The organism is Reyranella soli (assembly GCF_007992495.1).
Taxonomy (GTDB): Bacteria; Pseudomonadota; Alphaproteobacteria; order Reyranellales; family Reyranellaceae; genus Reyranella; species Reyranella soli.
Genome location: NZ_BKAJ01000033.1, coordinates 20,301 through 33,078 on the forward strand (window position 1 = coordinate 20,301; position 12,778 = coordinate 33,078).

The 12,778-nt window shown below is 66.7% G+C and carries 12 protein-coding genes and 1 pseudogene; 10 read left to right on the plus strand and 3 right to left on the minus strand.

All coding sequences use genetic code 11. From position 1 onward, the window contains the following. The first annotated feature begins 1 nt into the window (after position 1). The 5 genes and pseudogenes from RSO01_RS10585 to RSO01_RS10605 all read left to right on the plus strand — a co-directional run bounded on the left by RSO01_RS10585 (position 2) and on the right by RSO01_RS10605 (position 5,276). Positions 2–1,267 (plus strand): substrate-binding protein, encoded by a 1,266-nt coding sequence (locus RSO01_RS10585; protein ID WP_373867889.1) that lies wholly within the window; start codon positions 2–4, stop codon positions 1,265–1,267. Beyond that, entirely contained in the window at positions 1,261–2,310 is a 1,050-nt protein-coding gene (locus tag RSO01_RS10590; protein WP_147148985.1) for a branched-chain amino acid ABC transporter permease, read from the plus strand. Before RSO01_RS10585 ends, RSO01_RS10590 begins: the two co-directional genes overlap by 7 nt. A gap of 2 nt (positions 2,311–2,312) precedes the next feature. After that, positions 2,313–3,047 carry an ABC transporter ATP-binding protein gene (locus RSO01_RS10595; RefSeq protein WP_147148987.1) on the plus strand — a complete coding sequence of 245 codons (735 nt, stop codon included), beginning with the start codon at positions 2,313–2,315 and terminating at the stop codon, positions 3,045–3,047. Then, positions 3,040–3,741 carry an ABC transporter ATP-binding protein gene (locus RSO01_RS10600; protein ID WP_147148989.1) on the plus strand — a complete coding sequence of 234 codons (702 nt, stop codon included), beginning with the start codon at positions 3,040–3,042 and terminating at the stop codon, positions 3,739–3,741. Before RSO01_RS10595 ends, RSO01_RS10600 begins: the two co-directional genes overlap by 8 nt. A gap of 22 nt (positions 3,742–3,763) precedes the next feature. Continuing rightward, a pseudogene (locus RSO01_RS10605) lies at positions 3,764–5,276 on the plus strand (amidase). 125 nt (positions 5,277–5,401) lie between these two features. Here RSO01_RS10605 and RSO01_RS10610 read toward each other — a convergent pair. Then, complete coding sequence (locus RSO01_RS10610; RefSeq protein WP_147148991.1) at positions 5,402–5,710, minus strand: type II toxin-antitoxin system HicB family antitoxin; 309 nt, start codon at positions 5,708–5,710, stop codon at positions 5,402–5,404. A gap of 444 nt (positions 5,711–6,154) precedes the next feature. On the opposite strand from RSO01_RS10610, the gene RSO01_RS10615 reads away from it, so the two are divergent. Next, positions 6,155–6,790, plus strand: a complete 636-nt coding sequence (locus RSO01_RS10615) for a hypothetical protein (protein ID WP_147148993.1) — start codon at positions 6,155–6,157, stop codon at positions 6,788–6,790. Positions 6,791–6,797: 7 nt separating this feature from the next. Here the strand turns inward: RSO01_RS10615 and RSO01_RS10620 are convergent, their stop codons facing one another. Further along, entirely contained in the window at positions 6,798–7,178 is a 381-nt protein-coding gene (locus RSO01_RS10620; protein WP_147148995.1) for a transposase, read from the minus strand. A gap of 221 nt (positions 7,179–7,399) precedes the next feature. On the opposite strand from RSO01_RS10620, the gene RSO01_RS10625 reads away from it, so the two are divergent. The 3 genes from RSO01_RS10625 (at position 7,400) to RSO01_RS10635 (ending at position 10,627) form a co-directional block, all read left to right on the plus strand. Continuing rightward, a complete protein-coding gene (locus tag RSO01_RS10625; RefSeq protein WP_147148997.1) occupies positions 7,400–8,023 on the plus strand; it encodes a hypothetical protein in 624 nt (207 codons plus the stop codon). A gap of 103 nt (positions 8,024–8,126) precedes the next feature. Beyond that, the gene (locus RSO01_RS10630) at positions 8,127–10,199 is read left to right on the plus strand and encodes a protein kinase domain-containing protein (protein ID WP_147149000.1); all 2,073 of its coding nucleotides are present in this window, start codon (positions 8,127–8,129) and stop codon (positions 10,197–10,199) included. A gap of 11 nt (positions 10,200–10,210) precedes the next feature. Further along, complete coding sequence (locus tag RSO01_RS10635; RefSeq protein WP_147149002.1) at positions 10,211–10,627, plus strand: hypothetical protein; 417 nt, start codon at positions 10,211–10,213, stop codon at positions 10,625–10,627. Between the two features lie 21 nt (positions 10,628–10,648). On the opposite strand, the gene RSO01_RS10640 is transcribed toward RSO01_RS10635, so the two are convergent. Next, positions 10,649–11,251, minus strand: a complete 603-nt coding sequence (locus RSO01_RS10640; RefSeq protein WP_174825925.1) for a hypothetical protein — start codon at positions 11,249–11,251, stop codon at positions 10,649–10,651. Positions 11,252–11,414: 163 nt separating this feature from the next. On the opposite strand from RSO01_RS10640, the gene RSO01_RS10645 reads away from it, so the two are divergent. Continuing rightward, on the plus strand, positions 11,415–12,536 hold the full coding sequence (locus RSO01_RS10645) for a hypothetical protein (RefSeq protein WP_147149003.1): 1,122 nt from the start codon (positions 11,415–11,417) through the stop codon (positions 12,534–12,536). The last annotated feature ends 242 nt before the right edge of the window (positions 12,537–12,778 follow it).

Consider the following 12,778-nt stretch of genomic DNA (forward strand, 5'->3'; position numbering starts at 1 on the left):
CATGACTGACGACCAATCGCATCGCCCTCATCATCCTGTTCCGGGCCGACCCAGCGGCCTTGGCCGCCGCCGCCTGATCGGTACCAGCGCACTGAGTGCCGCCGGCTGGATCGCGGGCGGCGGCGGCTGGATGCTGGCGCCCAAGCGCGCCAGCGCCGCCGATCCCATCAAGATGGGCATCGCCACCGACATCACCGGCGCGATCGCGCCGGGTGGCAATGCCAACTGGCAGGTGGCGCAGTTCACCGTCGAGCAGATCAACAAGGCGGGCGGCATCGCCGGCCGCCAGATCGAGCTCTTCCTCGAGGACACCGCGTCCGATCCCAAGGTCGCCGTCGGCAACGTCCGCAAGCTCATCCAGGAGCGCAAGTGCAACGTCGTGCTGGGTGGCATCACCTCGGCGATGCGCCAGGCGATCAAGGACCCGATCGTCAATCGCGGCCGCACGCTCTACATCTATCCGCAGCTCTACGAAGGGCAGGAATGCACCAAACACCTCTACTGCACCGGCCCGACGCCGGCGCAGCAGTGCGACAAGCTCATTCCCTACCTGATCAAGACCGTCGGCAAGAAGCGCTTCGCCATGCCGTCGGCCAACTACGTCTGGCCGCAGCTCCTGAACAAGTATGCCCGCAAGGTCATCGAGGCCAACGGCGGCGAGGTCGTGTTCGAGGAATACTACCCGCTCGACCAGGCGGAGTATTCGGCGACCATCGGCAAGATCCGCGACGGCAAGGTCGACTGCGTGTTCAACACGGTGATCCCGCCCGGCCTGCAGCCGTTCGTGAAGCAGCTCTACGAATCGGGCTTCCAGAAGAACGGCGGTGTGCTGTCCTGCGTCTACTACGACGAGAACCTGCTGAACTATCATCCCGCCCAGGAGATGGAGGGACTCTACAGTTGCCTTGACTACTTCCTGTCGGTCGACGATCCGTTCAGCAAGCAGCTCCAGGCCGACTACGCCAAGAAGTTCCCCGATACCAAGTATCCGTTCACCGCCGGCTCCGCCTCGACCGGCATGTATCGCGGCATCAAGTTCTATGAAGCCGCGGTCAAGGCGACCAACGGCGATCTCTCGCGCGACGCGGTGTCGGCGGCCATGGACAAGGGCAAGATCGAGCAGGGGCCGGGCGGCGGCGCCGAGATGGTGCCGGGCAAGATGCACTGCAAGATGAACATGTACGTTGCCCAGTGCAAAGTCGACGCCGGCAAGACGCGCTACGACGTGATCGAAAGCCAAAAGATGGTCGATCCGAAGGAATGTTGAGCGAAGCCGGCACCGCGGTGACCGCACAGCAGGCGGGACGCGCGCGTCGTCCTGCCCGCCGCCTGCTGCCCTGGGTCGAGGGAGGGACGCTGCTCGTGGCGCTGGTCGCTCCCTTTGCGCTCAGCGAACGCACCGACCTCGTCACGCTCGCCACCAACGTGATGATCCTGTCGCTGCTCGCCATCAGCTTCGACCTGTGCTGGGGCCTGTCTGGCATCATGAGCTTCGGCCAGGCGCTGTTCTTCGGCGTCGCGGGCTACGTCATCGCCCTGGTCGGCCGCGATCTCGAGTTCAGCCAGCTGTGGGCGACGCTGCCGCTGGCCATGCTGGTCGGCCTGCTGCTGGCCGGGCTTTTCGCCGCCTTCCTGCTGCTCGGCCGCAAGGCACCGACCACCATCTTCGTGGCGCTGGGCACGCTCACCGGCTCCTACGCCGCCGAGCGGCTGGTCTCGGGCTGGCAGTATGTCGGCGCCGGCAACGGCCTTTCCGCGGTGAAGCTGCTGCAGCTCGGCGGCTACGAGTTCGTCGAGGGCGCTGCGTTCTATTTTTTAGCCCTGATCGTCCTGGTCCTGATTTATCTCGGTTCGCGGTTCATAAAACGGTCGCAGCTCGGCCTCGTGTTGGCCGGCATGCGCCAGAACGAGGAGCGGCTGGCTTTCTTCGGGTACCGCGTACAACTCTTCAAGGCGCTGGTGTTCTCGCTCGCCGGCATGGTCGCGGGCCTGGGCGGCGCGCTCTACAGCTACCACCAGGGCTTCATCGGCCCCGGCAACATGGGTCCCGGCCTGTCGACGACGGCTGTCATCTACTGCCTGTTCGGTGGCTCGGGCACCTTGATCGGTCCCGTGCTTGGCACCGTTGCGGTCGAGGTGCTGACCTACGTGCTGGCCGACATCGACGCCATCAAGCGCATCTGGCCGGTCATCCTCGGCCTGGTGCTTTTAGCCGTGGTGATGTTCCAGCCGAAGGGTTTCCTTGGTTTGCTCGTCTCCGATCGCGAGCGCATCGGCTCGTATGGCCGGCGCCGATCCGGTGGGAGCTGATCATGGCGCTCCTGCAGATCCGCGGCGTCAGCAAGTCGTTCCGCACGTTGCGGGCGTTGGAGAGCGTCGATGTCGACGTGCAGGCCGGCACGTTCCACGGCCTGATCGGGCCCAACGGGTCGGGCAAGAGCACGCTGTTGAAGGCGATCGCCGGCGCCCATTTCGCCGACGGCGGCACCATCGTGTTCGACGGCCACGACATCACGCGCGCCACGCCCTACGAGCGCGCCCGTCTGGGCCTCAGCCTGAAATTCCAGATCACTGCGGTCCTGCCCGAGCTCTCGGTCTACGACAATGTCCTGCTGGCCATCCAATCGGGCGAGAGCCTGATGCGCCTGCTGCTGTCCTCGTCGCGCCGCGCCCTCGACGGCGAGGTCACGGCGCTGCTTGAGCGCTTCCGCCTGATCGACCGCGCCGACGATCTCGCCGCCGAGCTCAGCCACGGCCAGCAGCAGTGGCTGGAGATCGCCATGGCGCTGGCGCTCAGGCCCAAGCTGCTGCTGCTCGACGAGCCGACCGGCGGCATGAGCCCGGAGGAGAGGCGGGTGACCGGCACCTTGCTGGCGCCGATCAAGGCGCACTGCACCCTGATCATCGTCGAGCACGACCTGCATTTCATCCGCGACATCTGCGATCACCTGACGGTGCTCGACCAGGGCCGCGTGCTGGACCACGGCGACGTCGAGACCATCCAGCGCTCGCCCAAGGTCCAGCAGGTGTTCACCACCCGTGTCTGACGCAGCCTTCCTCGACGTCGCCGGCCTGAGCGCAGGCTACGGCCGCAGCCAGGCGCTCTTTGCCGTCTCGCTGAAGGTGCCGGCGCGCGGCGCCGTCGCGGTGCTGGGCCGCAACGGCGCCGGCAAGTCGACCTTGTTGAAGGCCCTGTTCGGCGAGCTGCCGCCGATGGCGGGCACCATCCATCTCGACGGCGCCGCGGTCGAAGGCGAACGCGCCGAGCAGCGCGTGCGGCGCGGCATCGGCTACGTGCCGCAGGAGCATGCCATCTTCACCAAGCTCACGGTGCGCGAGAACCTTCTGCTGGGCTGCGTCCGCCAGCCCGACCGCTCGGGCATGGACTACGTGCTCGATTTCTTTCCCAAGCTGGCCCAGCGCCTGCAGCAGACCGCCGGCACCTTGTCGGGCGGCGAGCGCAAGATGCTCGCCATCGGCCGTGCCGTGCTCGGGCGGCCGCGGCTCCTGATGCTGGACGAGCCGACCGAGGGCGTCTGGGTCGGGGTGATCGAGGAGATCGCCGGGCGCCTGAAGCAGCTGTCACGGGAGATGGCGCTGATCCTCGTCGAGCAGCACATCGAGCTCGCCCTCGAGGTCGCGAGCCACGCCTATGTCATGGACCGCGGGCACGTTGCGCTCGAAGGTCCCGCCGCGTCGGTCCGCAGCGATCCGCGGCTGATGCACCACCTTGCACCTTGATTCCAACGAAGGAGGAGACCCCATGGCCGTTCAAGTCCCCACCGAAGAGCAGTTGCGCGAAGTCGCGGCCGATGTCGGCCTGTCGCTGACCCAGGCGGACGTGAAATCCTTCATCGAGCTGATGCGGGGGAGCGTGGCGGCCTACAACGTCGTCGATGCCATGCCCGACAACCTGCCGCGGGTGAAGTATCCGCGCACGCCGGGCTATCGCCCGACCGGGGACGAGAACAAGCACAATGCCTGGTACGTCAAGACCACGGTCGAGGGCGCCTCCCGCGGCAAGCTCAAGGGCAAGACCGTCGTCTTGAAGGACAACATCATGCTGGCCGGCGTGCCGATGATGAACGGGGCGGCGACGCTCGAAGGCTATGTGCCCGACATCGACGCCACGGTCGTGACCCGCATCCTCGATGCCGGCGGCACGATCGTCGGCAAGGCGCATTGCGAGAATTTCTGCCTGTCCGGCGGCAGCCACACCAACGCGACCGGCGCGGTGCACAATCCGCACAAGATGGGCTACTCGGCCGGCGGCTCCTCGTCAGGCAGCCGTGCTGGTGGCGCTGGGCGAGGCCGACATGGCGCTGGGCGGCGACCAGGGTGGCTCGATCCGCATGCCCGCGTCGTTCTCCGGCATCTACGGCATGAAGCCGACACACGGCCTGGTGCCCTACACCGGCATCATGCCGATCGAGATTTATGTCGATCACACCGGCCCGATGACGGCGAGCGTCGCCGACAATGCGTTGCTGCTGGAAGTGCTGGCAGGTCCCGACGGCTACGATTCGCGGCAGATCAACGTCAAGACTCATCCCTACACCAAGGCGCTGCAGGGCGACATCAAGGGCCTTAAGATCGGCCTGGTGACGGAAGGTTTCGCCCAGGCCAACGCCGAGAAGGACGTCAACGCCAAGGTCAAGGCGGCGGGCAAGAAGCTCGAGGCGCTAGGCGCCACGGTGGGCGAGGTCTCGATCCCCATGCACATGGTGGCGCCGGCGCTGTGGATGCCGATCGGCACCGAAGGCCTGACCCAGACCATGATGTGGGGCGACGGTTATGGCGTCAGCCGGCCCGATCTCTACGTCACCAGCCTGATGGACTTCCATCGCAACTGGCGCAACCGCGCCAACGAGATGTCGGAGACCACCAAGCTCTTCACCATGTTCGGCACCTACATCCGCCGCTACTACGGCAGCCGCTATTACGGCAAGGCGATGAACCAGACGCGGGTCCTGACCGCCGCCTACGATCAGGCGCTGGGCGAGTACGACCTGCTGATGATGCCGACGACGCCGATCAAGGCGACCGAGCTGCCGCCAGTCGACGCGCCGCGCGAGCTCTATGTCGAGCGCGCGCTCAACATGATCTCCAACACCGCGCCGTTCGATATCACCCACCATCCGGCGATGGCCGTGCCCTGCGGCATGTCCGACGGCCTGCCGGTGTCGCTGATGCTGGTCGGCAAGCACTTCGACGAGCCGACGATCTACAAGGCGGCCTTCGCCTATGAGCAGGCGGGGGACTGGAAGAAGATGTAGGCGGCAAGTCGACGAAGCATGAAGCGATTCCCCATCCCTTCATGTTCCTCTCCCCCTAGGGGCCCTAGCGGGGGGAGAGGAGCATGAGGGTGGACGAAAATCATGTCGCTTCGCCAGCTCGGGCCTTACGGCGCCATATGATAAGGCGGCGCCGCCCCCGCCGCGTTGCGCTCGACCTCCACCGGGATGATGGCGCGGCCGATCTCCTTGGAGTGCAGGTGGCTCGGCATCTCGCTGAAGTGCCGCCGCGGCGGCGCCGGCTGGCCGGCCTCCACGACCGTCCGGACCTGCTCGCGCGCCAGGTCGGTGACGTGCGCTACGGCGTCGTTGTCCGACGTGCCGTAGGCGGCGAGGTCGCCGAGGTCGGGAATGTTCGCGACGAACCGGCCGTCGCTTTCACGGTCGATCGTCGCCCAGTACCAGATCCTGTACATGCGCTTGTCCCCTCGTTGGTCGACACGCGCTGCCCCCTCCATCGTGTCCAGATCCGGCGAGCAGACGAAATTTGGCCGCCCGAGTCAAAACCTCGCTCAGGCAGCCGCCGCCGGCGACGAGCTGGAAACCTGCCGTGTGCGAGCCCGATCCGATGGATCCTCGGTTGCCGCTGGCGCCGCGGCGAGGAAAGCCTGCAGCGATCGGCTGCCGATCGGCAGCCACCTTTGCCCCGGATATTGCCGGGTCAAGTACGCGGCCAAGACCTGGCCGCCGCTCCCAAGTTCCACATACATGACCCATCTCCCAGCCCAGCCATCGCGCTGAACGGGAGTTGCACGCCTCAGTCCCGCTCCATTTCAATCCACGGCCCCATGGCGCACTCTGGATTGAAGAGAGGAGGGCGTTCAAGTGGCGTTGCTGCACCGCCCGGGCCGCGATCCACGTTGGGTCGCACTTCTCCCAATTCATCTGGGTCGTCGCTCGGTTACCCTTCCAACGAGCCGTTTCTTCATGGCCCCACGCCACGGCTCACCGATCACCTGTCAGTTCATGAATACGGTGATCCGGACGGCGCGGTACTGGGTGTGTCCGCGCCGTCCGTTTTTCGCTCGCGGCCGATGAGGCGCTGCATGCCTTTGTACTGGACGATCGATTCCAAGGAGCGGCTTTTCATTGCGGTGGGCGAAGGCGACGTCACCCTCGACGATGCGATGTCGCTGCTGGAGGCACAGGCGGGCGCCGGCGCGATATCCTACCGGAAGCTGTTCGATGGCCGCGCCATACGGTGTTCCATGACCGGCGAAGAGATCCTCACCGTGTGCGTCAAGATAAGAGCCTCTCATGAGCATGCGCAGGTCGGCGCCCTGGCGATCGTGTGCACCCAGGAACAGACGGTGAGCTTTGGCCGCCTGCTGGGCGCGCTCGCGGCCGCCGATCGTCCCATCAAGCTGTTCAGCAGCCCGCGCAAAGCGCGCCTTTGGCTGGACCTGCCGACGACGGCGCGCCGGCGAACGCCCGGGAGGCGCAAGAAGGTCGCGCCCGCCGCTCTCAATTGCCTCGAGGTTTCTTCGGCCAAGTAACCTGTCGCTATTCTTCGCAGATGCGGCGCATCATCGACGATGCCGTCTTGAACGACACGTCCAGGATCCGGTGCAGGTGATACGGCCGCATCGGCCTGGTTCCGCCGTCGGTCAGATAGATCGCCTGCAGCCACTTGTGGGCCGGAACGTGGCTCGAGCTCATCACGGTGCCGTGCAGAAGGGAGAACATCTTGCGGCAGCCGTAGCATTTATAGGTGCCCGCGCGGGTCGACGCGCCGTTCAGCTTGCGGACCCTGGAACCGCTACGGCAGCGTGGGCAACGCACGCCATCGGGCCAGAGCACGCGTTCGAGGTAACGATGTGCGCTGACTTCATCCGCGAACATCGCCAACGCTTCGCGGGTCCTGCGATTCAACTCCTGCTCCACAGCCTCCGCCTCTCCCAAGCGATGCAAACGCTTCGATCGAAAACGAGAAAGCGTACACGGCGGGCAGATCGCGGCTCACAGGGGTTCGCTGACCACACTGGACTTTTCGCCGACCTGCGACGGGCAGCGTTCCGGGCAGAGTTCAATGCGCGACCTCGGCGGCAAGGTCGCGGAAGTCAGATTGCCCGCATGCACACCCAGGCCTGGGGGTGTGATGGAGCGTGGAAGGAGTTTCAGCGATGTCTTGGAAATGGTTTGCCGCACTCGCCGCCGTCTTGCTGCCGTCGGACGCCGCCGCGGAAAGTCGTCGGCTCTGCGACATGCCGTTGACATGGAGCTATGTCGAGCCTGCCTCCGCGGTGCCAGCCAGATATCAAGGCCTGATGGGCCTGTGGACAGGGTCGATCAGCTTCAGCGGCAGCAGCGAATCGACACGCATGTGCCTCGCTGTCGCGATTCACGAGGTCAAGGTTGATGGCCAGGCCAAGGCGGCGTTCTCCTGGAACATGGGCGACGGCAACGAATCGGCCAACATGGTCTCCAAGGGCGTCGCGCCGGTGTGGTGGGCGCACACCGCTGTGCTGGTCCCCGAAAAGGGCGAACAGCTGGTCTTTGCCGCAGACGCTCCATACCGCGGCAGGTGGTACCGCTACGTCCTGGATTTCCCGAGCAAGCAGACTCCCGACACGATGACGGGTTACCTCTATGCAAGCCGCCAAGGCAGCGCCACCGACCGCTCGCCCGCCGCCTGGATGAACACGGTGGAGGCCCACAGGGTCACCTTGAGGCGGATGAAGGATTCACTTCCGCCGCTCCCCGCTCCTGGCGTCGCTGAGCGTAAATAGAACGGCAGGGCCTGGCCCGCGAAGCCGCCCCCTGCGGCGAAGCAGGCTGGGTCACTGAAGTCAGGATGCGACGAACGCAGGATGGTCGCACAGTCGTGGGGCCATGAAGATCCCGTCTGGCGATTCCGATTCCGATTCCGGCTCGCTAGGCGCGCAATTCGACCATGTCACGTTGCGGCCCGGCCAGCATGTCGGCCGCTATCGCATTGTGTCGGTCCTGGGGCAGGGCGGATTCGGCATCACCTACCGCGCCGTCGACAGCGAGCTCAGCCGCGACGTCGCGATCAAGGAATACCTGCCGGCCTCGCTCGCCATCCGCCAGGACGGCACGACGGTGATGCCGCGCTCGACCGGCGCCGCCGAGGACTTCGCCTGGGGCCGCGACCGCTTCGTGGCCGAGGGGCGCACGCTGGCCGCCCTGCACCGCACGCCCGGCATCGTGCTGGTGCACGACTTCCTCGAGACGAACGGCACGGCCTACCTGGTCATGGAGCTGGTGGCCGGCCGCACCCTGCAGGAGCAGGTTGCGCAGCATGGTCCGCTCGACGCCGCGGCGCTCGATGGCATCTTGTGGCGGCTCCTTGACGGCCTGGCCGCGGTCCATGCGGCGGGGTTCCTCCACCGTGACATCAAGCCGGCGAACATCCTGCTCGACGCCAAGGGCCACGCGACGCTGATCGATTTCGGCGCCTCGCGGGCGGCGGTCGCCGGACGCTCGCAGAGGATGACGGCGGTGTTCACGCCGGGCTACGGCGCCGTCGAGCAGTTCACCGCCGCCACGCAAGGACCGTGGACCGACATCTATGGCCTCGCCGCGACGCTGCACTTCGCCATCACCGGCGCGCCGCCGCCCAACGCCATCGACCGCGTCCTCGACGATACGCTGGCGCCGCTCGCCGCCGGCAAGTGGCCGTTTCCGCCCGCTCTGCTGTCGGGCATCGATGCCGGCCTCGCCGCGCGCGCCGATCGCCGGCCGCAATCGATCGCCGAATGGCGCGCGCTGCTGTCGGCCACCGCGCCTGTCCGCGCGCCTGTGGCGGCTGCTCCGGCCACCGTGATCATGCCTACGCCGTCGGTCGCAACACCGCCGCCCGCGGCGACGCGCAAGCGACCGGTGCTGATCGCGGCATCCCTTGTCGCCGTCATCGGCGTCGCCGCCGCGGGCTGGTTCGTCCTGCGCTCGCAGCCCCCATCAACTCCGATACCGTCGGTCGCCACAGCGCCCCCGCCAGCCGCCGTCCCGCCGCCGGTACAGGATCAGTCCCAGGCGCTGCTCGACGAGGCGCGGCGCGCGCAGCAGGCGGCGCTCGACGAGGCGGCGCGACTGCGCAGCGAAGCCGACGCGCGGCGCAAGGCCGACGAGGAACTTGCCATGCGTCGCCGCATCGAGGAGGAGATACGCCAGAAGGCGGCGGCGGAGGAGGCGGCCTGGCGCCAGGCGGCGGAGGAGGCTCAGCGCAAGGCGGAAGCCGAAGCGGCCGAGCGGCTGAAGGCGGAGGAAGCCGATCGCTCGGGCGCGGAAGCGGCCGAGGCGGCGCTGCGCCTCAGCACCGTCGACCGCCAGCGCATCCAGGTCGCCTTGACCGCGATGGGATACCCGACGACCCGCAGCGACGGCGTGTTCGGCGCGCGCACGCGCGAGATGATCGCGGCCTGGCAGAAGAAGACCGGCCGCGCCGCCACCGGCCACCTGACGGCGGACGCGCAGGCCGCCCTGCTGCGCGACGCCGGCCCGGCCGTCACCCGCTGGGATGAGGAGCAGCGGGCCCTGGCCGCGACGCCAGCCGCGCCGCCAGCCGCGACCCCGGCCGCGCGGCCGGCGCCGCCGCCGGCGAAAGCCGCCGCGTCCTGCGACGGCACGTTCACGGCGCGGTGGTGCCGCGGCGCCTATCAGGGTTTCCCGCCGAGCTGCTGGAACTCGCCGGCGACGATCGTCAACGGAGTGATTTCCGGCGGTTGGACGTCGTCGGGCAGCAGCCAGCGACAGACCTTCGAGGGCCGCATCGACGGCAGTGGTGGCGTCCAGGTCACCTACAACGGCATCGGCGCCCAGACGCACGTCAACCAGCCGTTCATCGCACTGATGACGGGCACGGTGAGCGACCGCGTCCTCAAGGTGGCGGGTCGCGCCGGCTCGGCCGGCCGCGATTTCACCATGACGATCCAGTGCCCCTAGCAGAGAGAAACATGAGGTGGGTATCGACAGCGATCGCGCTTCTCGCTGCGGCGACGATCTCCCCGGCACTGGCGCAGACCGCTTCCTTCGACGGCACCTGGAGCGTCACCCAGGAGTGCGAGCCCGCACCGGGCGGCGCGCGCGGCTTCAAGTGGGCCTATGACGCCACGGTGAAGGGCGGGCAGCTCGTCGGACAGTACGGCACGAAGGACAAGCCGTCGTCGCTGACGCTCACCGGACAGATCAAGGCCGACGGCTCGGCGATGCTTCGGGCGTCCGGGCTCAACGGCAAGTCCGACTACACGGCGGGCTTCGGCCAGCCGGGCGAGAAGTTCAGCTATCCCGTCGAGGCGCGTTTCGAAGCAAAGCGCGGCACGGGCCTCAGGACCCAGGCGCGGACATGCCGCTTCACCTTCGTGAAGCTTTGAACGAGTTCGAGTGTCGGCGCGTCAGGCGTAGTGCATGTCGCCCTCCGGCCTCGGGAAGTCGCCCAGGATCTCGAGATAATCCCTGAACTCCTTTACGGAGGCCCGGTTCAGCGCCGCGTAGATGCTTCCGCTGTTCACGAACGGCCCGTGATGGTTGATGGTGATCCTGAGCAGCCGCACCGTGTACTCGATGGCGAACGCGTGATTCGACTTCATGCCCGAAATGAAGGTCGCATCGTCGGTGGCGCCCAGCGTCGCCTGGGCGTAGTCCTTCAGGCTCTGGCCGTTGCCCATCGAATCGGCCGACACCTGGAACGCGCCAGCCTCTTCATTGTGACTGGTCTTCGCCTGTGGCTTGCTGCCGTGTACCCCCTGGTTCCAGTTCCACATGCTTTCAAGCCCGGCCAGGCACCTCAGCACCTCGAGCATGACGGCCTTGCGATGCGCCCCGATCCCGTAGGGTCCCAGTTGCCGCACGACGGCCGAGTAGACGTCTAAGACCGCGTTGGGAAGAAAGAGCTCGTCGGGGGCGAGCAGCGCCCAGTCCACCAGCTCGTCGAGAAATGTGGTCGGCGGCTTCGAGCCGCTAACTCTCGCCAGGCAGGCACTGTAGGTCCTCGGCATCGCGACCTCCTTTGGCTTTTCTCGCTTTCGGTGAAACTAAAATCTGACAACAACCTTTGGTACACGACGGCTACGGCACCAATGGCGCTCCATTCCGGCGCGATTGAGGCCGTTCCCTTGAGGTTTCCTTCAGACGGCCCCCTTCAAACAGCCAGAGGTCACGATGGCGTCGCTCAACTTCACAGACGTTGCAGAAGTCAGCAGCAAGGGCCGCGTCGGCGGCTCGTTCCTGGTCCAGGTCTCCGGCGGCGTCAACGCCAACGCCGTCGTCTATTCCGGCATCCTGAACGAGGACGCCGACGGCGCGCCGCGCTGTTACGGCGTCTTCCCGTTCGATGCGGGGATCGACCAGCTGAAAAACGCCACCAACAACGGCAATGCACAATTCGACCCGCTGCCCGCGGGCCAGGTGGCCCATCCCTGGGTATGGCGCGGTGTCGCCAACATGACCCACGACGAAGCCGTTGCCGCCAAGATTCTCGCCCGCCTCGACGAGCGATCCGAGCTGGCCGGCCGGCACCACGACGGCGCCCCCCTGAACGATGCGAGGCGCGCTCCGCCGAAATTCCCGGTCAAGCGCGCCGACAACACCAATTTCTACGTCTCCACTACCGCCTTGGTGAAGGACACGCGCCTGCCGGAGACCGATCCGGGGCATTGGTGGGACGCGACCGCCGTCAACTACGGCGCGCTGACGCCGCCGTTGCGGGCGCTCGGCGTCGAGCTCGGCGATTTCGGCATCGCGATCCGCCGCGACAACGGCACCAGTCGCACGTTCTTCTTCGCCGATGCCGGCTTTGGCCAGAAGATCGGCGAGATGTCGACGTTGCTGTTCCGCGCACTCTTCCCCGGCAACAACCAGGAAGAATTTCTCACCTCGTTCATCGTCTTTCCCGGATCGCGGACCAGGCCGATCACCAGCGACCCGGCGCCGACTGTGCGGCGGCTGCTGGGCGACCTCTCCAACACGTCGAATGTCGGCACCATGATCGACATCATGGCCGCGGGCACCTCCTTCGCCCGCCTGAACGACGCGCCGGAGCTCCTGTATGAGATGAACGACCCACAGCCCGCGAGGCCCCGCAAGGTGGCCGATATGACCCACAGGGCCGCCGGCCTGGATCGCGGCCTCAACGCCCGGCGCAGCAAGACGATCGCCGACGCCTTGGCAACACATGGCTACGATCCGGCTGCCGCCGAACGCGCGCGCGCCGCCGAGCCGCGCTCCCTCGGCCTCGCGATCCCGCCGCTGTCGGACGAGATCAAGAATCTCAAGATCCCGTAACCGCAGGGACGATCGTCCGACAATCGCAGGCGGGACGCAATGATATCGAGTTTCTTCGGCGTTTGCCACGCTGCTTGCATCGGGAGACGACGCTCGACGGGCCAACGCTCGGTATCGCGCAGGGGCGCTTTCCGCTAAAGTGTCGGTTGTGCAGCCCAATCGTCCACGCGGCAAACGATCGCTACGGCGCACGTCAAATGACGCACCATCTGCTCCGTCGTCGATCCCCCGCCGAGGTCTGC

Bases quoted from the DNA above. Each gene is read 5' to 3' on its own strand.
- RSO01_RS10585 (WP_373867889.1), top strand. From the start codon at position 2: ATGACTGACGACCAATCGCATCGCCCTCATCATCCTGTTCCGGGCCGA.
- RSO01_RS10590 (WP_147148985.1), top strand. From the start codon at position 1,261: ATGTTGAGCGAAGCCGGCACCGCGGTGACCGCACAGCAGGCGGGACGC.
- RSO01_RS10595 (WP_147148987.1), top strand. From the start codon at position 2,313: ATGGCGCTCCTGCAGATCCGCGGCGTCAGCAAGTCGTTCCGCACGTTG.
- RSO01_RS10610 (WP_147148991.1), bottom strand. From the start codon at position 5,710: ATGTACAGGATCTGGTACTGGGCGACGATCGACCGTGAAAGCGACGGC.
- RSO01_RS10630 (WP_147149000.1), top strand. From the start codon at position 8,127: ATGAAGATCCCGTCTGGCGATTCCGATTCCGATTCCGGCTCGCTAGGC.
- RSO01_RS10635 (WP_147149002.1), top strand. From the start codon at position 10,211: ATGAGGTGGGTATCGACAGCGATCGCGCTTCTCGCTGCGGCGACGATC.
- RSO01_RS10640 (WP_174825925.1), bottom strand. From the start codon at position 11,251: ATGCCGAGGACCTACAGTGCCTGCCTGGCGAGAGTTAGCGGCTCGAAG.
- RSO01_RS10645 (WP_147149003.1), top strand. From the start codon at position 11,415: ATGGCGTCGCTCAACTTCACAGACGTTGCAGAAGTCAGCAGCAAGGGC.